Annotated in this window: 16 protein-coding genes and 2 tRNA genes; 12 read left to right on the top strand and 6 right to left on the bottom strand. The window is 69.4% G+C overall.

Annotation, left to right across the window (positions count from 1 at the left end):
* Nucleotides 1-32 precede the first annotated feature (32 nt).
* Nucleotides 33-3,908 carry a pilus assembly protein gene (locus B351_RS0103840; RefSeq protein WP_026010325.1) on the top strand — a complete coding sequence of 1,292 codons (3,876 nt, stop codon included), beginning with the start codon at nt 33-35 and terminating at the stop codon, nt 3,906-3,908.
* The gene (locus B351_RS0103835; protein WP_156810408.1) at nt 3,898-4,326 is read left to right on the top strand and encodes a type IV pilin protein; all 429 of its coding nucleotides are present in this window, start codon (nt 3,898-3,900) and stop codon (nt 4,324-4,326) included. The genes B351_RS0103840 and B351_RS0103835 overlap by 11 nt, the downstream gene beginning before the upstream one ends.
* Nucleotides 4,327-4,741: 415 nt before the next feature.
* Here the strand turns inward: B351_RS0103835 and B351_RS0103830 are convergent.
* Nucleotides 4,742-4,818: transfer RNA gene (locus B351_RS0103830), tRNA-Asn, on the bottom strand.
* A gap of 123 nt (nt 4,819-4,941) precedes the next feature.
* Nucleotides 4,942-5,487 carry a GspH/FimT family pseudopilin gene (locus tag B351_RS0103825; protein ID WP_019397730.1) on the bottom strand — a complete coding sequence of 182 codons (546 nt, stop codon included), beginning with the start codon at nt 5,485-5,487 and terminating at the stop codon, nt 4,942-4,944.
* A gap of 514 nt (nt 5,488-6,001) precedes the next feature.
* Between B351_RS0103825 and uvrB the strand changes: the two genes are divergently transcribed.
* Both uvrB and B351_RS0103815 read left to right on the top strand, forming a co-directional pair.
* Nucleotides 6,002-8,029 carry an excinuclease ABC subunit UvrB gene (uvrB, locus tag B351_RS0103820; RefSeq protein ID WP_019397729.1) on the top strand — a complete coding sequence of 676 codons (2,028 nt, stop codon included), beginning with the start codon at nt 6,002-6,004 and terminating at the stop codon, nt 8,027-8,029.
* 85 nt (nt 8,030-8,114) lie between these two features.
* Nucleotides 8,115-8,189: transfer RNA gene (locus B351_RS0103815), tRNA-Val, on the top strand.
* 243 nt (nt 8,190-8,432) lie between these two features.
* On the opposite strand, the gene B351_RS16170 is transcribed toward B351_RS0103815, so the two are convergent.
* Nucleotides 8,433-10,874, bottom strand: a complete 2,442-nt coding sequence (locus tag B351_RS16170) for a glycoside hydrolase family 127 protein (protein ID WP_019397728.1) — start codon at nt 10,872-10,874, stop codon at nt 8,433-8,435.
* A 109-nt stretch (nt 10,875-10,983) separates the two neighbouring features.
* Complete coding sequence (locus tag B351_RS0103805; RefSeq protein WP_019397727.1) at nt 10,984-12,708, bottom strand: IlvD/Edd family dehydratase; 1,725 nt, start codon at nt 12,706-12,708, stop codon at nt 10,984-10,986.
* Nucleotides 12,709-13,049: 341 nt separating this feature from the next.
* On the opposite strand from B351_RS0103805, the gene B351_RS0103800 reads away from it, so the two are divergent.
* From B351_RS0103800 to B351_RS0103780, 5 genes are all read left to right on the top strand, one after another.
* Entirely contained in the window at nt 13,050-13,484 is a 435-nt protein-coding gene (locus B351_RS0103800) for a DUF1801 domain-containing protein (RefSeq protein WP_158621845.1), read from the top strand.
* Between the two features lie 92 nt (nt 13,485-13,576).
* The gene (locus tag B351_RS0103795) at nt 13,577-13,855 is read left to right on the top strand and encodes a hypothetical protein (protein WP_019397725.1); all 279 of its coding nucleotides are present in this window, start codon (nt 13,577-13,579) and stop codon (nt 13,853-13,855) included.
* 178 nt (nt 13,856-14,033) lie between these two features.
* Nucleotides 14,034-14,354 carry a DUF1330 domain-containing protein gene (locus B351_RS0103790; protein ID WP_019397724.1) on the top strand — a complete coding sequence of 107 codons (321 nt, stop codon included), beginning with the start codon at nt 14,034-14,036 and terminating at the stop codon, nt 14,352-14,354.
* 22 nt (nt 14,355-14,376) lie between these two features.
* Complete coding sequence (locus B351_RS0103785) at nt 14,377-14,655, top strand: hypothetical protein (protein WP_019397723.1); 279 nt, start codon at nt 14,377-14,379, stop codon at nt 14,653-14,655.
* A 78-nt stretch (nt 14,656-14,733) separates the two neighbouring features.
* Nucleotides 14,734-15,111 (top strand): iron chaperone, encoded by a 378-nt coding sequence (locus tag B351_RS0103780; protein WP_019397722.1) that lies wholly within the window; start codon nt 14,734-14,736, stop codon nt 15,109-15,111.
* 402 nt (nt 15,112-15,513) lie between these two features.
* On the opposite strand, the gene B351_RS0103775 is transcribed toward B351_RS0103780, so the two are convergent.
* Nucleotides 15,514-17,070, bottom strand: a complete 1,557-nt coding sequence (locus B351_RS0103775) for an alpha-N-arabinofuranosidase (RefSeq protein WP_019397721.1) — start codon at nt 17,068-17,070, stop codon at nt 15,514-15,516.
* 340 nt (nt 17,071-17,410) lie between these two features.
* Between B351_RS0103775 and B351_RS0103770 the strand changes: the two genes are divergently transcribed.
* Both B351_RS0103770 and B351_RS0103765 read left to right on the top strand, forming a co-directional pair.
* Nucleotides 17,411-18,469 carry an aldose epimerase family protein gene (locus B351_RS0103770; RefSeq protein ID WP_019397720.1) on the top strand — a complete coding sequence of 353 codons (1,059 nt, stop codon included), beginning with the start codon at nt 17,411-17,413 and terminating at the stop codon, nt 18,467-18,469.
* A 50-nt stretch (nt 18,470-18,519) separates the two neighbouring features.
* The gene (locus B351_RS0103765; protein WP_019397719.1) at nt 18,520-19,461 is read left to right on the top strand and encodes a Gfo/Idh/MocA family protein; all 942 of its coding nucleotides are present in this window, start codon (nt 18,520-18,522) and stop codon (nt 19,459-19,461) included.
* A gap of 41 nt (nt 19,462-19,502) precedes the next feature.
* On the opposite strand, the gene B351_RS0103760 is transcribed toward B351_RS0103765, so the two are convergent.
* Complete coding sequence (locus tag B351_RS0103760; RefSeq protein WP_019397718.1) at nt 19,503-20,453, bottom strand: LysR family transcriptional regulator; 951 nt, start codon at nt 20,451-20,453, stop codon at nt 19,503-19,505.
* A 163-nt stretch (nt 20,454-20,616) separates the two neighbouring features.
* Between B351_RS0103760 and araD1 the strand changes: the two genes are divergently transcribed.
* The gene (gene araD1 / locus B351_RS0103755) at nt 20,617-21,618 is read left to right on the top strand and encodes an AraD1 family protein (protein ID WP_019397717.1); all 1,002 of its coding nucleotides are present in this window, start codon (nt 20,617-20,619) and stop codon (nt 21,616-21,618) included.
* Nucleotides 21,619-21,636: the final 18 nt, after the last annotated feature.

Below are 21,636 nucleotides of genomic sequence, written 5' to 3'. Positions count from 1 at the left end.
GCCAGCTGCGCAGAGGTGCAGGGAGTATTGCCATGAAGAATCTCCACCATCGTCGTATGGCGGCAGCGTCTGGCCATGGGAGCGCAAGCCGATTCGCAGCATTCGCCATCGGCTTGATGGCGGTGTTCTGCTCGATATCGTCCGTATCCGGCGTCAATATCGAAAACAAGCCGCTTACGGTGGGTAGCAGCGTGCCGGGTAACCTGGTGCTGGTCCCGTCGGTGGAGTATCCGACGATTCACAGCCAGGCAAATATCGGGAACTACGACGCCACGCGTCGCTATTCGGGCTACTTCGATCCGGACAAGTGCTACGCCTACCATTACAGTGCTACCGAATCGGAACGGCACTTCTATCCGGTTGGGCTGGCGAGCTCTTTCAATTGCCCGACTGCCGGGCAATGGAGCGGGAACTACATGAACTGGGCGGCCACCCAGACAATCGATCCTTTCAGGTTGGCATTGACCGGAGGTTATCGGGTCAAGGACGAGCCCGGTGAAACTTGGCTGGAGAAGGCGCGTCATGCGCCAGGATATGGGCTTTATCCGAATCGCAGGCTGCCAGCGAGCGGGAACAATGCGACGTTGGTGGCGAACGTGACGGCTGCGCAGTGGGACAATCTGACTGTCCGTATTGAGGGCCTCGGCAACAAGATGAGGTTCAGCTCCTCGGGGAATCTTGATAACACGCCAACTGCATACAACCCGGCCATTCATCTCCTGACGAAGGGCGTGGCCGAGCAGAGCCACTGGGAAAGTTGCAGGGAGGGTCAGCAGGGTTGCCAGAACAACGGCACGCGGAGGAATCCAAGATGGGAGCGGAAGGTTGTGGACGTGGCCGCTGTTCCCAGTGATGCGGGGACAGTTTACGAAGTCAGCGTGCGAGTCAAGGTGTGCGACGCATCGGTCGGGGTCGAGTCGAACTGCAAGCAGTATGCCCAAGGCTGGAAGCCGGAGGGCTTGATCCAGGAGTATGCGGAACGTATCCGCTACAGCATCTTTGGTTTTCTCAATGAGACCGGCAACCAGCGGAACGGTGGCGTGATGCGCGCGCGCCAGAAGTTCGTCGGCCCGTACACCAACTATCCCGAGCTGGGGCGACTCGCGAACGTGAACAGCGAGTGGAACTCGTCCACGGGCGTGCTCGTGCGCAATCCGGATCCGGATGATGCGAACGGTACGGGCTTTGGTGTCGCGGACAGCGGCGTGATCAATTACCTGAACAAGTTCGGCCAGATGACAGGGCAGAACCCGAAGGGCAATGACCCGGTCAGTGAGCTTTATTACGCCGCCCTGCGGTACTTCAGGGGGCAGGGCAACCTTGCGGATTACACGAATAATCTTGATTACAACAAGGCTGATGGTTTCCCGGTCATCACCAATTGGGACGATCCGATACGGTACTCCTGCCAGGTGAACGCGGCCCTCGGCATCGGCGACGTTTACACGCACGCGGACCATGACCTTCCCCCTGACGACAAGACTCTGGCGCAGCAGTACACCAACAGGGTGTTTCAGCTCGAGGGGATAAACAAGGCGGCATCCGCGGAATTTTCGGGGCGCGGCAATTCCGCGTACATCGCCGGTCTGGCGTACTACGCCCATACGAACGACCTTCGTCCGGACGATGCGGCCAAGCCGAACACCAAGGGCATGCAGACCCTTTCTACCTATTGGGTGGACGTGCGTGAGAATCAAAGGCTCGAGCCCAAGACCGGCAATCAGTATTGGCTGGCGGCCAAGTACGGTGGTTTTCGGGTCCCCAGTGGCTTCCGTCCTTTGACGGACAACCTGCCAGCCGGGAGCTGGCATACCTCGGGTGAGTACCTCACGGCTGGCGCTAACGGCGGGGTCACGTCGACCGTGACCGATTATCCGCGCCCCGACAATTTCTATGTCGCCAGCGAGGCCGACAAGATGGTGGAAAGCCTGCGCGCGGCGTTCCGAAAGATCGTCGATGACGCGAGTGGCTCCGCCAGCTCCTTCGCAAGCAACACGACCAAGCTGGAAGTCGGGGCGCGTACCTACCAGGCCAAGTACATCTCCAATGGCTGGGCTGGGCGGCTGACGGCCAGCGACGTCGATACGGCAACGGGTAACCTGACAGACATCTGGGACGCGTCGGACTGGCTCGGCCAGGCGGCGGGCGACCTGAAGGTCAATGCCAACGCCACCACGCTGAACTACACCCAGCGGCAGATCCTCTACAACAACAATGGCACCCTGGCCAACTTCATTACCAACTGGACCGGCAACACGCTGACCAGCCCGACGCTGGCCAAGCCGGGGGCGTTCTCGACGCTGAACGACAACCAGCTCAAGTACATCCTCGGCGATCGCACCCACGAGCGGCAGTCGACGGTGAATGGGAGCCTGAGGACCTTCCGCGACCGCCGTGGCATGCTCGGCGACATCATCAACTCCACCCCTGTCTACGTGGGACGCCCCAACGCGAACCTGTACGCGGGAGACGCGAGCTACGCGACTTTCGTCTCGCAGCAGTCTTCGCGTACCCCGGTGGTCTATGTCGGGGCGAACGACGGAATGTTGCATGCGTTCAAGGCGCCGGATTCGTGCACGGGCGCCAACGCCGAGTGTGGCAAGGAACTCTTTGCATTCATGCCGACAGAGGCAATGGGCGTGCTCACCCAGAACGACCCGTCCACCAATAAATACCCGTACTGGCACCCGGAGTACGATCACGCGTACTCGGTGGACGGCGAACTTACCGTGGCCGACGTCAAGCACAACGGCACCTGGAAGACAATCCTCGTCGGCACGATGGGGCGTGGCGGCAAGAGCATTTTCGCGCTGGACGTGACGGATCCGGCTTCGCCCAGCCTGCTCTGGGAGAAGACCGCGTCGGATCCGGCAATTGGATCGCTGCTCGGCAATGCCCTCGGCCGGCCGATCATCGCCAAGGTCGCGGACAACGACTGGCGAGTGTTCATCGGTAACGGCCCCAACAGCAGCAGTGGTGAGTCCGTGCTCATCATGCTCAACGCCGTGACCGGAGCGAATGCGAACACGAAGAGCACCGGGGCAGACGGGGACAACGGTCTTTCCGGCGTGAACGTCTGGGACGACCATGGCACTGTTATTCCCAGCAAGCCTGACGGCAACTTCGACACCGTGTATGCCGGGGACATGAACGGCAACCTGTGGAAGTTCGACCTCGACAACAACACGGTCACGCGGCTGTTCACGACCCAGGCCGGCCAGCCCATCACCGCCGCGCCCCTGGTCGCGAAGAATCCCTACAACCCGCCTGAAACCTGGGTGTTCTTCGGCACGGGACGCTATCTCAGTACGGCCGATACGAGCAGTACCGCCAACCAGGTCGTGCAGAGCTGGTACGGCATCATCGACCGGGATGCCGCGGTGACCAGGGCTACGCTTTCGCAGTCCCGCATCACCCACCAGGACAGCGTCGGTCGGGTGATCGAGAAGGTGGGTGCGCCCGGGACGAATGGCTGGTACATCGACCTCCAGTCCCCCGCCGAGGCTGCCGGCGGTACGCCGAAGGGCGAACGCATGGTGGTGCCCAATTTCTTCCAGGGCATGGCGCTTATCGGCACGACGCGGTATCCCGATTCCACGGATCCGTGTTCGCCCACGGGTCGCGGCTACACGATGGCGATCGACCCGTTCACCGGCGGCCGGCTCGGCAGCGCGTTCTTTGACATGAACGGGAACGGGACCGTCGGCGACAGCGGCGACTACTACGGCGGCAACACCGACACCCCGTACTCGGGCGTGGCCTACGACAGCGGCCCGAACAACCCGATCTTCCTCGGCTCGTACATGTACACGAGCCTGGACGACGGCAGCTATTCGAAGATCATGACCAGCGGCTCGCAGGCGTTGGTGCGACGTGTCTCCTGGAGGGAACTGATCAATGGCAACTGACCGGAACCGCATGCGGGCCGCCGGAACGCGCCGGGCGCGGGGCTTCACCCTGATCGAGCTGATGATCGTGGTGGCGATCATCGCGGTGCTGGCCGCGATCGCCAACACCATGTACCAGGGCCACGTCGTGCGTGCCCGCCGCGCCGCCGCGGCCGCCTGCCTGCAGGAGCGCGCCCAGTTCCTGGAGCGCTACTACACGACCAACCTGAGCTACGCCAGCGCGCCCGACCCGGCGCAGTGCGGCCCGGACGTGGAGCCGTTCTACCAGGTGTCGCTCACCGGCGTGACCGCCAAGGCCTACACCCTGTCGGCCACCCCGACCAGCCGGCAGAAGGATCCCAAGTGCGGGACCCTGTCGATCAACGCCCAGGGCAAGCGCAGCGTCAGCGGCACCTCCGGCGTCGGCGAATGCTGGTGACCGGCCCCGGATGCGGCGTGCCCGGCCCGCTGCATCCCCCGGCCCACGACCCGCAGCGGTAGCCACGGATGCCCATGCGCGGGGGCCGCAGCAATGCGGCCCCCTTCGTGCATCCGGTGGCCGGCTGCGGCGGCGGAAGCCCTGCCGGGTTAAGCCGGGGCGGCGCGGCGCGATGTGCGGGGGATGGCGGCAATGCCCGCAGGCCAGGGGTGTCCGCGCTCGGCGCGCCCGGTGGCGGCAGGCCGCGCGATTGATCCTGCGGCAAGCGGGGCCGCTGGGAGGAGGGGGCGGGGTGCACGCACGGGGCGCACGCAGAACGACCTGGACTCACGGCCAGCAGCCGGGCGATCGCCACTTCCGCCGGTTTCCGCAATAGCAAAAAGGGCCGCTTTCGCGGCCCTAGGTGCTTGAATACTGGCGCCCGAAGTTGGACTCGAACCAACGACCCCCTGATTAACAGTCAAGTGCTCTAACCGGCTGAGCTATTCGGGCGGGGGCGCGTATTGTAGACAGATGGTTTCCGGCGCGGCAAGGGGGTACGTGGCCGGAATTGCGCGCGCGATCGCGCCGCGCCCGCCTCCGCGCGCCGGAAGCCTTGTGCCGCGCGGGATGGCGCTAGCCCGGCGGCTCGCAGGGCGTATCCGCCGGGGCCTGCGTCCAGCGCGTGCGGCCGCCGTTGTTGACCACCACCTCCGCATGCAGGCGCGCGCCGCTGCAGATCCGGAAGGTGACGTTGGTCCCCGGCGCCAGGCCGTCCGGCTGGTAGCGCACCCGTACCCGGCCCTGGGTGGAGAAGACCCGGATCGAGCCGTGCACAGGGGCGTGCTCGTCGCGCAGCACGTCGTCCGGCACCCGCGGCTGCGGCAGGCGCGCCGGGTCACGGTACAGCAGCCAGCCCGTGCTCCAGTCCGTGCTTTCCGCGCAGCGGCCGCCGCCGCGGGTGGGGCATAGCGTGACCGGCGTCCGCGCGCTCACGGCGGCGTTGCGCGCCAGCGCCAGCTGGGTGGTCAGCGCGTGCATGGCGCCGGTCGCGCGCTGCCATTCCAGGAAGCGCTGCATGCCCGGGACGGCGAGCCCGGCAAGGATGGCCGCCACGGCCAGCGTGGTCATCAGTTCCACCAGGGTGAAGCCGGCTGGGGCGCCCGGCGCATCCTTGCGCATAAGCGGAAATCCATTTCGCCCGGGCGACCCAGCATGGCGCGGCCGCAGGTGGCGCGGAATCAGGCGTGGCCGGAATCCCGTGTAGGACTTTGGCTGGAGATCGCGGGCGGTGCCGCCACATGGGCGCAGGTCGCCATGGCGCCCCCGGAAGTGCACCGGCCGATCCAGGCCGAGCCGTCACTTGCCAGCCGGTGCCGCGCACCGGTCCCGGCGCATGGTCACGGGGGGCTGCGGTCACGCGGCGAAGCGGTGCGGCGCGCCCCGGCAGGCGTACCCCCTCCAGGGCGCGCGGCCGCCGGCGTCCTGCCGGCCGGCCCGCCGCGGCGTGGGCGTGACCACCGCCCACCTCGAACGGCTGGGCGCCACGGCCCGGGGAGGACGGGACGGCAGGCCGCGCGGGCAGGGGCGCGGCGCTGTGCCTGCAGCACACTTCGTGGCCGCGCCACTGCGTTCCACGCGCCGCGGACAACCGCGCTCCTATACTGGATGGTCTTCCGAGGACGCTGCCTGGCGCATGAGCGAACGATTCGAACTGGTCTCCCCGTACGCCCCGGCGGGCGACCAGCCGTATGCCATCGAGAAGCTCGTCGAAGGCTTCGAGGCCGGCCTGGCGAAGCAGGTGTTGCTGGGTGTCACCGGCTCGGGCAAGACCTACACCATCGCCAACGTGGTCCAGCAGGTGCAGAAGCCGACCCTGGTGATGGCCCACAACAAGACCCTGGCCGCGCAGCTGTACGGCGAGTTCAAGGCGTTCTTCCCGAACAACGCGGTCGAGTACTTCGTCAGCTACTACGACTACTACCAGCCCGAGGCCTACGTCCCCTCGACCGACACCTTCATCGAGAAGGACAGCTCGATCAACGACCACATCGAGCAGATGCGCCTGGCCGCGACCAAGGCGCTGCTGTCGCGGCGCGACGTGCTGGTGGTGGCCACGGTCTCGGCGATCTACGGCCTGGGCGCGCCGGAGGACTACCTGTCGCTGCGCCTGATCCTGTCGCGCGGCGAGCGCATCGACCAGCGCGAGCTGCTGCGCCACCTGACCCAGCTGCAGTACACCCGCAACGAGTACGAGCTGCAGCGCGGCACCTTCCGCGTGCGCGGCGAGGTGGTGGACGTGCACCCGGCCGAAAGCGACGCCGAGGCGGTGCGCATCGAGCTGTTCGACGGCGAGATCGAGAACATCTCCCTGTTCGACCCGCTCACCGGCGAGATCCTGCGCCGCATCCCGCGCTACACCATCTACCCGAAGACCCACTACGCCACCACCCGCGAGCGGGTGCTCAACGCGATCGAGACCATCAAGCTCGAGCTGAAGGAGCGGCTGGAGCAGCTGTACGCGCAGAACAAGCTGGTCGAGGCCCAGCGCCTGGCCCAGCGCACCCAGTTCGACCTGGAGATGATGGCCGAGGTCGGCTACTGCTCGGGCATCGAGAACTACTCCCGGCACCTGACCGGCAAGGCGCCTGGCGAGCCGCCGCCGACCCTGTTCGACTACCTGCCGGCCGACGCGCTGCTGGTGGTGGACGAGTCGCACGTGACCATCCCGCAGATCGGCGCCATGTACAAGGGCGACCGCTCGCGCAAGGAAACCCTGGTGGAGTTCGGCTTCCGCCTGCCCTCGGCGCTGGACAACCGCCCGCTGAAGTTCGAGGAGTGGGAGGCGCGTGCGCCGCGCTCGATCTACGTCTCGGCCACGCCTGGCCCGTACGAGATGCGCGAGGCCGGCGACCAGGTGGTCGAACTGGTGGTGCGCCCGACCGGCCTGGTCGACCCGCAGGTGGAGATCCGCCCGGTCGCCACCCAGGTCGACGACCTGATGGGCGAGATCAACAAGTGCGTGGCCATGGGCGACCGCGTGCTGGTCACCACCCTGACCAAGCGCATGGCCGAGAACCTCACCGACTACCTGGCCGAGCACGATATCAAGGTGCGCTACCTGCACTCGGACGTGGACACGGTCGAGCGCGTGGAGATCATCCGCGACCTGCGCCTGGGCAAGTTCGACGTGCTGGTGGGCATCAACCTGCTGCGCGAGGGCCTGGACATGCCCGAGGTCTCGCTGGTGGCGATCCTCGACGCGGACAAGGAGGGTTTCCTGCGTTCGTCCGGCTCGCTGATCCAGACCATTGGCCGCGCCGCGCGCAACCTGCGCGGCAGGGCGATCCTGTATGCGGACACCATCACCCGCTCGATGCAGGCGGCGATCGACGAGACCAACCGCCGCCGCGAGAAGCAGGAGCAGTACAACGCCGAGCACGGCATCGTCCCGCGCCAGGTGGTGCGCCAGATCATGGACGTCATGGAGGGCGCGCGCCCCGAGCCCGGCGAGGCCAAGTCCAAGGGCAAGGGCCGCGGCAAGGCGCGCCAGGTGGCCGAGCCGGCCACCGACTACTCCACCCTGGACCCGGCCAAGGCCCTGGCCAGGATCAACGAGCTGGAGCAGCGCATGTACCAGCACGCCCGCGACCTGGAGTTCGAGGACGCCGCGCGCCTGCGCGACGAGATCCGCAAGCTCAAGGAAGCGGCCCTGGCCGGCTGAGGCCCGCCCCCTGTTGTGGATTCGGCCCGGGGCAGGGTAGAATGCGCGCCCCTGCAGACGGCGACGCCGTCCGGCAGCGGCAAACGGGCGGTTAGCTCAGCGGTAGAGCACTACCTTGACATGGTAGGGGTCACAGGTTCGAACCCTGTACCGCCCACCACCTCCAGGCAGGTGGAAAAAATGCCTTGGCCCGAAAGCCCCGCCCGCCGCGGGGCTTTTTCGTATCCGCGGCCGGCACCGCGCCACGCGCACGCGGCTCAGCGGGCGAGGGCGTCCAGCAGCCACGCCAGCCTGCGCAGCTGCACCGGCTGCACGCGGAGACTCCGGGTGTGCGGATCGCCTCCGGCGTGGCGATATCCCGGGCGCTTCGCTACCCCCGGCTACGCCCGCTGGCCCGGGCCGCTCACCTGTCGGCCGCGCCTTCCACCACCCGCACCTCGAACACCCACGGCGTGCGCTTCCCGCCATGGGCGACGAACTCCACCCGCGTCCCATCGCCGCGCAGCGCGGCCGCTGTCCCGGCAGGCAGCGTGAACTCCTCGACCACCAGGTCGTCCTTGCCCTTGCCGTCGAGCACGATGCTGCCGAGCTTGCGGCCGTCGACCAGCACGTCCATGCCGGCATTCCACTGGCCGCCGAACACCGTCAGCTGCAGGGTCGGTGGGGTGCTTTCGGGAACCGGACGGCGGGCTCGCAGCAAGTAGGAGAAGCGGTCGCCGGCATCGCGCCAGGGCCGGCCGAGCATGTTCCCGGTCCTGCTGTCGCGGCCCTGGTAGGCGTGGTCGACCTCGGGCTGCTGTTCGCCGGGCTGGACCTGGTCCAGGGTGCGGGCTTCCAGGGCCTGGCGCTGGCGTTCGGCCGCCTCGATCGCGGCGACCACGGCCGGATACCGTTCCGGGGTGGTGGTGCGCCAGTAGGCCATGTAGCGGGCGTCGTGGACGCGGTACAGCGGCTCCAGGCGCAGGCCGCGGAACGACATCGGCCGCACCAGGGCGTCGGCGCTGAACACCAGCGGCTGCCCCGGCACCGGGCGGATGCCCGCGGCCAGCGCCTCGCGCTCGCCCACCAGCATCGGCGCCTGGTCCAGCGGCAGGTAGGGGCCGGGGGCGATATGGCTGCCGCGGCCGTCGTCGGCGATCAGGCCTTCCAGATCCTCCCCGCCGGTGCGCGCGGCCAGCATCAGCGGGCCGTGCATCACCGCCACCCAGTCCGAGCCGTCGGGCAGGGCCTCGATGCGGGTGGCCATGGGCAGCTCGAGCTCGATGCGGTCGCCGTCCTGCCACCGCCGCTCGATCCGCGCATGGGACGAGGGCCTGGATTCCACCGGCCAGGACCGGCCATTGATCCTCACCCGCAGCGGGCCCGCCAGCCAGTGCGGATGGCGCAACTCCAGGGCGAAGCTGTGCGGCGTATCCAGCGCCAGTTCCAGCACGCTGCGCGGCTCCTCGGGGAAGCGCGTGCGCTGGCGCAGCACCAGGCCGGATTCGGCCCAGCGCAGTTCCGAGTCCAGGTACAGGTTCACCCGCAGCACATCGGCATCGTAGGAGTACACGAAGGCACCGTGGCGGCCGTGGTTCTCCATGCCGCTGCCCACGCAGCACCAGAAGCACTGCTGCGGCTGCGAATACACGCGGTAGTGCCGCGGCCGGATCGGGGTGAAGTACACCAGCCCGCCGTGGTCGGGATGCTGGGTGGAGAGGATGTGGTTGAACAGCACCCGTTCGTAGAAATCCGCATGCCGCGGGTCCGGGCGCAGCCGCTCCAGCAGCAGGGTCAGGCGCAGCATGTTGTAGCTGTTGCAGGTCTCCGGGCCCTCGCGCGAGGCCACCATGCCGCTGAAGTCGCCGGCCGGGTTGAAGTGCTCGCGCACGCTGTTGCCGCCAAAGGCGATGCTCCGGTGCAGCGCCACCCGCTCCCAGAAGAACTGCGCCGCCTCGATCCAGGCCGCGTCGCCGTCCAGCTCGCCGATGCGGGCGAAGCCGATCACCTTGGGGATCTGGGTGTTGGCGTGCAGCCCGTCCAGCCGGTCCTCGCGCCGCAGCAGGGGCTCGAGGATGGCGCGGTGCGAGAAGCGCCGCGCCAGCGCCAGGTAGCGGCGTTCGCCGGTGATGGCATAGACGTCGGCCAGCACCTCGTTCATGCCGCCATGCTCGGTATCGAGCACGCGCTGCAGCTGGTCGTCGTCGAGGTTGGCCACCAGCGCCCCGGCCCAGTCGGCGAAGCGCACCAGCACCTCGCGCGCCTGCCCGTTGCCGGCCAGCACCCAGGCATCGCGCAGCCCGGCGAAGGTCTTGTGCAGGTTGTAGAACGGCACCCAGGCGCCTTCCAGCGCGAACGACTCGGCCTGGAAATCGCCGCTGGCGATGCGCTCCCACAGCACGCGGCCGTTGGGCACGCCGCCGACGTAGCCGTCGCCGTTGGCGGTCTGGACCTCGGCCAGGGCCGCGACCATGTAGTCCAGCCGCCGGCGCATCTCCGCGCTGCCCTGCGCGGCCTGCTGCGCCAGCGCCGAGAGGTAATGGCCGGCGGTATGGCCATCCAGGCCCATGGATTCCCAGTTCGGGTACCTGGACGCGGGCGAGGGCAGGCCGGCCTCGAGCCGGAATGGTGCCAGCAGCCGGTCCATGTCCAGCGCGGCCAGATAGCGCAGGTTGAGCGCGCTGGAGCGGGCGAACAGGCCTTCGCCCAGGCGCACGTCGGACAGCGGGAAGAAGCGCACCGGCCCGCGCTGCCAGGGCAGCGGCGGCGGCAGGGCCAACGCCGGCAGCAGGGGCAGGCTGGCCGCGGCGCCGCCCAGGGCGGCGACGAAGCCGCGCCGGCTCAGGCGCGGGCCGGGCGCGGCCATGGCGGCGTCTGCCAGGAGAAAAAGACCCCGTCGCAAGGGGAAACCGCCGGGGTGGCGGTGGCGGCGGGGCTTCCGGAAGGGAGGAACACACCGCGCGGCATGGCGGCGCTCAGTGCGAGTCGCGGGCGACGGTGTCGCCACTGCCGCCGACCAGGAAGTCCAGGTCGGCACCCAGGTGCGCCTGCTGCACGTGGTCCACGTACAGCCTGGCCCAGCCACGGGCCGGTGGCGGCGGCGGGGTCCACTCGGCGCGGCGGCGCTCCAGCTCGGCCGCGTCCACGTCCAGGTGCAGGCGGCGGGCCTCCACGTCCAGCTCGATGAAATCGCCCTCGCGCACCAGCGCCAGCGGGCCGCCGGCGGCGGCTTCCGGCGAGACGTGCAGCACCACCGTACCGTAGGCGGTGCCGCTCATGCGCGCATCGGAGATGCGCACGATGTCGGTGATGCCACGGCGCAGCAGCTTGGGCGGCAGCGGCATGTTGCCGACCTCGGCCATGCCCGGGTAGCCGCGCGGACCGCAGTTCTTCAGCACCATCACGCAGGTCTCGTCGATGTCCAGCGCTTCGTCGTCGATCCGCGCCTTGAAGTCCTCGATGTCCTCGAACACCACCGCGCGGCCGCGGTGCCTCAGCAGGTGCGGCGAGGCGGCCGAGGGCTTGATCACCGCGCCGTCCGGGGCCAGGTTGCCGCGCAGCACGGCGATGCCGGCCTCGGCGCGCAGCGGCTGGTCGAGCGGGCGGATCACCTCGCGGTTCCAGCACGGCGCGTCGGCGATGTTCTCGCCGAGGGTGCGGCCGTTGACCGTCAGTGCGTCCAGGTCCAGGTACTGCGCGATCTCGCGCAGCACCGCCGGCAGGCCGCCGGCGTAGTAGAAGTCCTCCATCAGGTACTCGCCCGACGGCTTGAGGTTGACCAGGCAGGGCAGGCGCGAGCCGATCTCGTCCCAGTCCTCCAGGCTCAGTTCCACGCCCAGGCGGCCGGCCAGGGCCAGCAGGTGGATCACCGCGTTGGTCGAGCCGCCGATCGCGGCGTTGGCGCGGATCGCGTTGGCGAAGGCCTTGCGCGTGAGGATCCTCGACATGCGCAGGTCCTCGCGCACCATCTCCACGATGCGGCGGCCGGAAAGGTGGGCCAGGCGGAAGCGGCGCGAGTCGACGGCCGGGATTGCCGCGTTCTCCGGCAGCGACATGCCCAGTGCCTCCACCATCGAGGCCATGGTCGAGGCCGTGCCCATGGTCATGCAGCTGCCCCTGGAGCGCTGCATGCAGGCCTCGGCCTCGTTGAACTCGGCCTGGGTCAGGGTGCCGGCGCGGACCATCTCCGACATCTCGATCACCCCGGTGCCCGAGCCCACCGGCTTGCCGCGCCAGTTGCCCGACAGCGAGGGGCCGCCGGACACGCCGATGGTCGGCAGGTCCACGCTGGCCGCGCCCATCAGCAGCGAGGGCGTGGTCTTGTCGCAGCCCATCAGCAGCACCACGCCATCGATCGGGTTGGCGCGGATGGATTCCTCCACGTCCATCGAGGCGAGGTTGCGGAACAGCATGGCCGTGGGCCGCACCTGGGTCTCGCCCAGGGACATCACCGGGAACTCCAGCGGGAAGCCACCGGCCTCGTACACCCCGCGCTTGACGTGCTCGGCCAGCTCGCGGAAGGAGCTGTTGCAGGGCGTCAGCTCCGACCAGGTGTTGCAGATGCCGATCACCGGGCGGCCGTCGAACATGTCGTGTGGCAGGCCCAGGCCCTTGAGCCAGCTGCGGTAGTAGAAGCCCTGCTTGCCCTCGCGGCCGAACCACTGCTGGCTGCGTAAGGGCTTTTTGCTGGAGTCGCTCATGCGCTCGGGATCCCTGCCCAGGAGGAGAGGGCGGGCAGGCGGGGAGGGACTCCCGCGCGGCCCACCTGTTGCGCACGGATGCTACCGGGCCGGGACATGCCCGAAAAATAACAATTCCGCCGGTTGGGATATGAGGATTGCAATGCGGAATGGTCCGCGCCTGGGCTAGCCCGGCTGGGCCGGATCCTCGCGTGGTATCCCCTGCCGGAACGGGGTCGCGGGTGGTGCACGGCGGATGCGCCGCGCCGGCGCGCGGAATACCCTCGCCCATGCGGGCAGGACCCCGGGGCATATCCATTCCTTCCGTCCCGCATCGCGGGACGCCAACAGGGAGCGCATGCATGGCGGCAGCAAGGAAGCAGGGCACGGGTGGCGCGGCGCGGCGGGAGCAAGACGACACGCCGGGCGTGGACGCGCTGGTCGCGCGGCTCTCGCATCCGCTGGCGCCGCTGCTGCAGCGGATCCGGGCGGCCATCCTCGCGGCCGATCCGGCGATCGGCGAGGGCATCAAGTGGAACTCGCCGAGCTTCCACCGCCATGGCTGGTTCGCCACGATCAACTGCCGGCGCCCGGACCTGCTGCAGGTGGTGTTCCACTGCGGCGCGAAGGTGCAGGCCGGCAGCACGGTGCGCGAGGCGGTGGACGACCCGCGCGGGCTGCTGGCCTGGCCTTCGGTCGACCGGGCGCTGGTGGCGTTCGCCAGCGAGGCGGACTTCGCCACGGCCGAGGAGGACTTCCGCCGGATCGTGGCGCAGTGGGCGGCGTACGCGGGATAGGGTGGGTCGCGGCGGCGTGGTCCGCAGGCGCGCCTCGCGCGCCGGCAGGGAAAGGTGCACGCTGGTCCGGCTTTCCACGCTGGAGGTGCGCCATGGATTCCGACCTGGATGGCATGAGCCGCGAGCAGCTGGTCGCGGAGGTGGTGAGGCTGCGCAACGCGATCCGCGCCCATCGCGACAGCTCCGGGCATGCGCTGTGCTGGTACCACCCGGACCTTTGGAGCCTGTTGCCGGAGCAGTCCACCGCCAGGCCGGTGGTGCCGGAGTGGCCCGTGTTCCTGCGCGGCTGCATCCGCTACCGGCAGTCGCTGGACGAGCAGCTGGCGGACGCGCCGCGTTCGTCCGTGGAGTATCCGGGCGACGGGGGCTGACTGCCGCGGGTGGAGCCGATTGCAGCCGTCCTGTTCCCGCGCCCTGCAGTGGCCGGGCACGGACGGCGGTTGTCTACAATGCCGGCGACCCGTCGCGCCCTGCCGGAGGCGTGGGCCATGTCCTGCGGCCCAAGCCGCCGGAGCGCGCAGGAATAGCGTTGCTGCCATGGAGTAATCGATGACTGCCTATGCTGTTGCGGTAATACGCGAGACCCGGTTCTGCGACGAGATCAAGGAATACCTGCAACGCATCGACGACACGCTGGCTCCTTTCTCCGGCAAGTACCGCGTGCATGGAGGTCCCTACCAGCCGCTCGAGGGGTCATGGTCGGGGGACCTGGTCATCATCGAGTTCCCTTCCATGGAACTGGCCAGGAGCTGGTACGAGTCGGAGGCGTACCAGGCCATCCGTCCCTTGCGCACGAAGAACACGGAGGGGGATGTCCTCCTGGTCCAGGGCGTGCCGGAGGGGCACAGGGGCGTGGATCTCCTTGGGTAAGGCCGGGGCCGCCCTGGTGGCAATGCGCAGCTTCCTGGCGGCGGACGTGCTGACCCTGTTGGCGGCCGCGGTCGTGGTGGGCGCGGCAGCCGTGCTGTTCACCTTCCCGCAGGACCCGCGGGCGTGGCAGGCGGCCACCTGGACCTTGGTGGGCGGGCTGGTGGTGTTGTCGGTGCTGGTCGTCTCCGGCGGCATCCGGATGGCCCGGAATCGCGCGGCGAGGGACTGGCGGAGTATCGTGGCCTTCGCGATCGGCCTGGCATGCCTTGCGCCGTTCGCCGCTGCACTGCTGCTGGCGTAGGCCCCGCGCGATCCGGCGAGGGCCGCATCGGGCGGGGCGGTGGAGCCTTCCGCAAGCCTGCACGCCGGAGGAGGCAGCATGGAAAAGCCGGGCAAGCCGACGACCGTCGAGGGGTACATCGCCGCGGCCGCGCCGGGGAATGCGCAGGCGCGGCTGCGCGAGATGCGCCAGTGCCTGCGCGAGGCGGCACCGCAGGCACGGGAGTCGCTGAAGTGGGGCAAGCCGGCTTTCAGCCTTGGCACCGTGCTTTACGTCTATTCGGTCCACAAGCGGCACGTCAGCTTGCACCCTGCGGTCGGCGCGGTGGCGCACTTCGCCGCCGAGCTGGGCGGCTCCGCGACGTCCGGCAACACCATCCAGTTCCCGCTCGATGCGCCGCTGCCGCTGGACTTGATCCGCCGCATCGCCGGATTCCGGGTGCGCGAGGTGGTGGAGCACGGGGTGGGCTGGAAATAGGCGCCGGTACCGGCGTTGACAGGCAAGTCGTGGCTGCCTTCATCGTCGACGACGTCCAGGCCGAGTACGAGCGCCTGCTGGCCGCCGGCGTGCGCTTCACCCAGCCGCCGGTGGCGATGGGCCCGGTGACCATCCCGTGCTCGACGACACCTGCGGCAACCTGGTCCAGCTGCTGCGGAAGAACACCTGGCCGTAGCCCGGAACAGCGAAACGCTTCCGGTTTCCGGCGTTGCGGTACCCGGATGCGGCCGGGTACCTGCGATCCCGGGGCGCGACGAGGCCAGGGCCGTCGCCACCGGCCCGCCATCCTGGAGCGCGTCTCCCGAACCTCTCGCGATGGCAGGGGGCAAGAAGAAGGGCGCCTTGCGGCGCCCTTCGCGGGTCACGCGTTGACGGCGGATCTCACTCCAGCCGGAGCACCACCACCGACTTGGCCGGCAGTTCGACCTTGAGGGTGTTGCCGTTGAGGCTGGCGCCATTGAAGGCGGCGGGCTTCACCACCTCGGGGCGGTCGAAGGTGTTGTGCGCGGTGATCGCGTCGGCGGTCAGCACGCGGCCGCTGACGGCGCGCGCCTGCAGGCCGCTGACGCTGGCGGAAATGTTCGCCGGCCGGTTGGGGTCGAGGTTGCTGAGGGCCACGTACACGTGCCCGTCCTTCGCGCGCACCGCCGAGCCGTGCACGCCGGGGATGGCGCTGTTGCCGTGGCGGTACTGCGGCGCCTTCAGCTCCAGCGGCAGGTAGGTCGCGTCCTGCCAGGGCTTGTACATCTCGAAGACGTGGTAGGTGGGCGTGAGCACCATCTTCCCGCCCTCGGTGAGGATCATCGCCTGCAGCACGTTCACCATCTGCGCGATGTTGCCCATCTTCACCCGGCGCGCGTGCTTGCTCATCGCGTCGAAGTGGATCGCGGCCACCAGGGCGTCGCGCAGGGTGTTCTGCTGCTGCAGGAAGCCCGGGTTGGTGCCGGGGTAGGCCTCGTACCAGGTGCCCCACTCGTCGAGGTACAGGGCGACCTTGTTCTCCGGGTCGTACTTGTCCATCACCTCGATGTGCCTGCGCAGCAGCTCGTCGACCTTCAGCGCGCTTTCCAGGGTCTGGAACCAGGCGGCCTCGTCGAACTCGAAGCTGGAGGCGCGCGGCGGCCAGCCGCCGGGCACGGTGTAGTAATGCACCGACAAGGCATCCATGTGCTTGCCGGCGATCTTCATCATCACCTCGGTCCAGTTGTAATCGTCGCCATTGGCGCCGGCGGCGACCTTGGTGACGGTCTGGCCGGCGGGCACCTTGACGAAGGTCTGGAACTGGCGGTGCAGGTTGGCGGCGTGCTCGGGCGTCATGTTGCCGCCGCAGCCCCACATCTCGTTGCCGATGCCGAAGAAGGGCACCTTCCACGGCTTGTCGCGGCCGTTGGCGCGGCGCTCCTCGGCCAGCGAGGAGCCCTTCTCGTAGGTCATGTACTCGACCCACTCGGCCATCTCGCGCGGCGAGCCGCTGCCGGTGTTGCCGGAGACGTAGGCGTCGGTGCCCAGCAGCTCGGCGAAGTCCATGAACTCATGGGTGCCGAAGCTGTTGGGTTCTTCCACGCCACCCCAGTGGGTGTTGATCTTGACCCGCCGCTTCTCGCGCGGGCCGATGCCGTCGCGCCAGTAGTACTCGTCGGCGAAGCAGCCGCCGGGCCAGCGCACCACCGGCACCTGCAGCTGCTTCAGCGCGGCCAGCACGTCGTTGCGGTAGCCGCGGGTGTTGGGGATCTCCGAGTCCTCGCCGACCCAGATGCCGCCGTAGATGCCGTAGCCCAGGTGCTCGGCGAACTGGCCGAAGATGTAGCGGCTGACGGTCTCGCCGGGCTGGTCGGCGCGCAGGGTGGCGCTGGCCTGGACCGGCGCCTGCGCGCTGGCGGTGCCTGCGAACAGCAGCGCGGTGGCCAGCGCCAGCCGGGGCAACGGGTTGTTGAGCATCGTCTTGCCTCGCTTTCTCGGTGGACGGTTGGGTTGGACGCGCACCGGGACGGCGAGGCTGCGGGCAGCCGCGACGGATCGGCACGACGTCCGGGTGATGCGCCCGGCGCCGGTGGCGGCGGGCGCAGGCCGGTCGAGCATAGTCAGGGCCCCGATAACCTGCCAATTACTTTGTCGGGCGCAGCCATACCCGTTCGCGTATCCCGCGCCAGGCCCCCTGGAGGGGCAAGGGGTATTCCTTTTCGCGCGGTTGGCATGCCCGGGGCGGGATTGGTCGACGCCCGGTGCGGTCGCTATCCTGCCCGCCGCCGGCAGCGGCCGGCGCGGACTGGGAAGGCGGATGGCGCACAGGCGGCCCTTTGGCGAACTGGACGACGGCAGGGCCGTGCACGCGCACGTGCTGGGCGATGGCAACGGGCTGCGCGCCGAGGTGCTGGACCTGGGCGGGATCCTGGCGCGGCTGGAATTCCCCGGTGAGTGCGGCCCGGTGGCGCTGGTGCTGGGGCTGCCGGACGCGCGTGCGTACTTCGCCGATCCGGCCTACCTGGGCATCGTGGTCGGGCGCTTCGGCAACCGCATTGGCGGCGCCGCGTTCACGGTCGATGGCCAGGCCTGCCGGGTCAGCGCCAACGAGGGACGCAACCACTTGCACGGCGGGCACCTGGGCTTTGGCCGGCGGCTTTGGCGGGTCGCCGCGCACGATCCCGGCCGGCTGGAGCTGCGCTACCACTCGCCGGACGGCGAGGAGGGCTATCCGGGCAACCTCGACATGCGCGCGGTCTACAGCCTCCACGGCGCGCGCCTGCGCCTGGAGCTGGAAGCGGAGTGCGACGCGCCCACGCCGTTCAATCCCACCCACCATCCGTACTGGAACCTGGCCGGCGATCCGGCGGTGCCGGCCGCGGCGCAGTGGCTGCAGGCGCCAACCCGCGGCTTCCTGCCGGTGGACGGCGAGCTGATCCCGCTCGGCCAGGTGGCCGCGGCCGCCGGCACGCCGTTCGATTTCCGTGCCGCGCGCACGCTCGAGGCCGCGGCCGCCAGCGGCCATCCGCAGCTGGAGGTGGCCGGCGGTTACGACCACTGCCTGGTGCTGGAGGAGGGTGCGACCACCTGCGCCACGCTCTACTCGCCGCACAGCGGCATCGCCCTGCGCATCGACTGCGACGCGCCGGCACTGCAGCTGTACGACGGCCACGGCCTGGACCGGCAGCATCCGGGGCTCGGCCGCGGCCTGTGCCTGGAGCCGCAGGGCTATCCCGACGCGCCGAACCGGCCGCAGTTCCCGGACGCGATCCTGCGCCCGGGCACGCGCTTCCGGCGCGTGATCGAATACCGCTTCGCCAACGCCGGACGCGGCTGCGCCTGGGGCGCGGTGGAAGCAGCGCTGGCGCAGGCTTGAGCCGCGCCACGCACCCGAACGCATGCGCGGCCCTGCCGCGCGCCACAGCCATGGAGGACACGCCCGTGCCAAGCATCAACCTCGCCATCGTCGGTGTCGGCAAGATCGTGCGCGACCAGCACCTGCCCGCGGTCGCGGCCAATGCCGACTACCGCCTGGTGGCCGCGGCCAGCCGCAACGGCCGGGTGGACGGGATCGCCAACTTCGGCTCGATCGAGGAAATGCTGGCGGCGGTTCCGGAGATCGACGCGGTCTCGCTGTGCATGCCGCCGCAGTACCGCTACGCGGCCGCGGTGAAGGCGCTGGAGGCGGGCAAGCACGTGTTCCTGGAGAAGCCGCCGGGGGCCACGCTGTCGGAGGTGGAGGACCTGGCGGCGCAGGCGCGCGCCAAGGGCGTGACCCTGTTTGCCAGCTGGCACTCGCGGCACGCGCCGGCGGTGGAGGCGGCGCGCGCGTTCCTGGCCGGCACCACGGTGCGCTCGATGCGGGTGACCTGGAAGGAGGACGTGCGCCACTGGCACCCGGGCCAGGCCTGGATCTGGGAGGCCGGCGGCCTGGGCGTGTTCGACCCGGGCATCAATGCGCTGTCGATCGTCACCCGGATCCTGCCGCGGCCGGTATTCGCCACCGAGGCGACGCTGGAGTTCCCGCAGAACCGCGCCGCGCCGATCGCCGCCAGCATCCGCTTCAGCGATACCCAGGGCCTGGACCTGCGCGCCGAGTTCGACTGGCGCCAGACCGGGCCGCAGAGCTGGGACATCGAGGCGGAGACCGGGGCGGGGACCATGCTGCTGTCGCATGGCGGCGCGCGGTTGGCGGTCAATGGCCAGGTGGTCCATGCCGAGCCGGAGCAGGAGTACCCGGAGCTGTACCGCCACTTCGCCAGGCTGGTCCGTGCCGGCGAATCGGACGTGGACCTGGCGCCGCTGCGCCACGTGGCCGATGCCTTCATGCTTGGCCGGCGCGTGGTGGTCGAGCCGTTCCACGATTGAGTCGTTCCCGCACCCGGGCGCGGCCTCCGGCCCTGTACGGGCTACGCAGCGGTGCCGTAGACCTCGGCCGCGGTTTCCTGCAGCGCCTGCAGCACCGTGCGCGCGCCGGGCGAGAGCAGCCAGTCGGTGCGGGTGATGATGCCGAAGGAGTCCATGTGGCAGGACAGCTCCACCGGCAGGATCTTGACCATGCCGTAGGCGGCGTAATGCCGCGCCACGTCCACCGGGACCACGGCCAGGTAGTCGCTTTCCTGCAGCATCTTGGTGATGAACACCAGGGCGGTGGTCGCCAGCACGTGCTGCGGCGGCTGCAGTCCGGCGCTGCGGAACATCAGCTCGAAGCGGTGGCGCAGCACGCTGCCTTCCGGCGGCACGATCCAGCTGGCCTGGGCCAGGCCGGCCAGGTCCAGGCGCTTCCTCCCGAGGATCGGGTGGCCGGGGCGCACGATCGCGCAGATCTCCTCCTCGGCCAGGGCCTGGTACTGCAGGTGGGTCTTGTCGTGCTGCTCGAACAGGCGCGCGACCAGGAAGTCCAGGCGGTTCTGTTGCAGCCGCTCCAGCAGCACGTCCGAGCTTTCCACCAGCAGCGACACCCGCAGGTCCGGGGCGGTGCGCGCCACCCGTGCCAGCGCGGTGGGCAGCAGGCTCATCGCCGGCCCGGCGATCGCGCCGATCGCCACGCTGCCGGCCCAGCCGCCCCTGAGCGCCTCGATCTCCGCGCCGGCCTCGCCCAGGCTGGCCAGGGCGATGCGGGCGTGGCGGATCATGGTCTCGCCGTACCAGGTCGGGCGCATCCCGCGCGGCAGCCGCTCGAACAGCGCCACCCCCAGCATGTCCTCCAGGTCCTTCAGCAGCTTGGAGGCGGCCGGCTGCGACATGGCCAGGGTTTCGGCCGCGCGGTGGATGTTGCCTTCCTCGTCGATCGCGATCAGCAGCATCAGCTGCCGGGTCTTGAGGCGGGCGCGGACGAACCACGGCACGTTCTGCGGCACGTATGACACTCCAGTCGATACGAATGTTTATATATGTTATGCACGAATTTGCATTGGATGCATATTCGTCCAGCCGGCAGAATCGGCCGAGGCATGCGCGGTGGCTTCCGTCTCTCCCGGAAGCGGCATGCCTTCCCTTCCCATCCCATGACGAGGGCGGCCGATGCGACTGATCCAGCTGCGGGACGATGGCGGTGACATCCGCGTCGGCGTGATCGAGGGCGAGGTGGTGCGCCTGCTGGACGGCGTCGACTCGACCTGGGCGCTGGCCAATGCCGCCATCGCCGCCGGCCGCAGCCTGGACGACGAGGCCGCCGCCCGCGCCGGCGCCACCACGCTCGCCTACGCGCCGCTGCTGCGCGAGGGGCGGGTGCTGAGCCCGCTGCACCATCCCGATCCGGCGCATTGCCTGGTCACCGGCACCGGCCTGACCCACCTGGGCAGCGCCGCCGCGCGCGACGCCATGCACCAGAAGCTGCAGCAGCAGGCCGAGGAAGGCACGCTGACCGACTCCATGCGCATGTTCCAGTGGGGCGTGGAGGGTGGCATGCCGGCCCCGGGCACGGCGGGCGCGCAGCCGGAGTGGTTCTACAAGGGCGACGGCCAGATCGTGGTGCCGCCGGGCGCGCCGCTGCGCTCGCCGGACTTCGCCCTGGACGGTGGCGAGGAGCCGGAGCTGGTGGGGCTGTACGTGATCGGCCCGGATGGCACCCCGCACCGGCTGGGCTATGCCCTGGGCAACGAGTTCTCCGACCACGTCACCGAACGCCAGAACTACCTGTACCTGGCCCATTCCAAGCTGCGCACCTGCGCGGTTGGCCCGGAACTGCGCACCGGCCCGCTGCCGGCGGACCTGCGCGGCACCAGCCGCCTGCGCCGCGACGGCGCGGTGGTGTGGGAGAAGCCCTTCCTCACCGGCGAGGCCAACATGTGCCACTCGCTGGAGAACCTGGAGTACCACCACTTCAAGTACGCCGCGCACCGGCGCCCGGGCGACGTGCACCTGCACTTCTTCGGCACCGCCACCCTGAGCTTCGCCGACGGCGTGCGCGCGCAGCCGGGCGACGTGTTCGAGATCGAGATCGCAGAACTGGGCGCGCCGCTGGCCAACCCGCTGCAGGTGGTGCCGGCCGGCTTCGCCCCCGGCGGCGTGCGCGCGCTGTGAGCGCGGCCGGCAACAGGA

This window comes from Pseudoxanthomonas sp. GW2, assembly GCF_000283075.1.
Lineage (GTDB): Bacteria > Pseudomonadota > Gammaproteobacteria > Xanthomonadales > Xanthomonadaceae > Pseudoxanthomonas.
The sequence above is the reverse complement of the archived record's forward strand: the minus strand, read 5'-3'. Positions and strand labels throughout refer to the sequence as shown.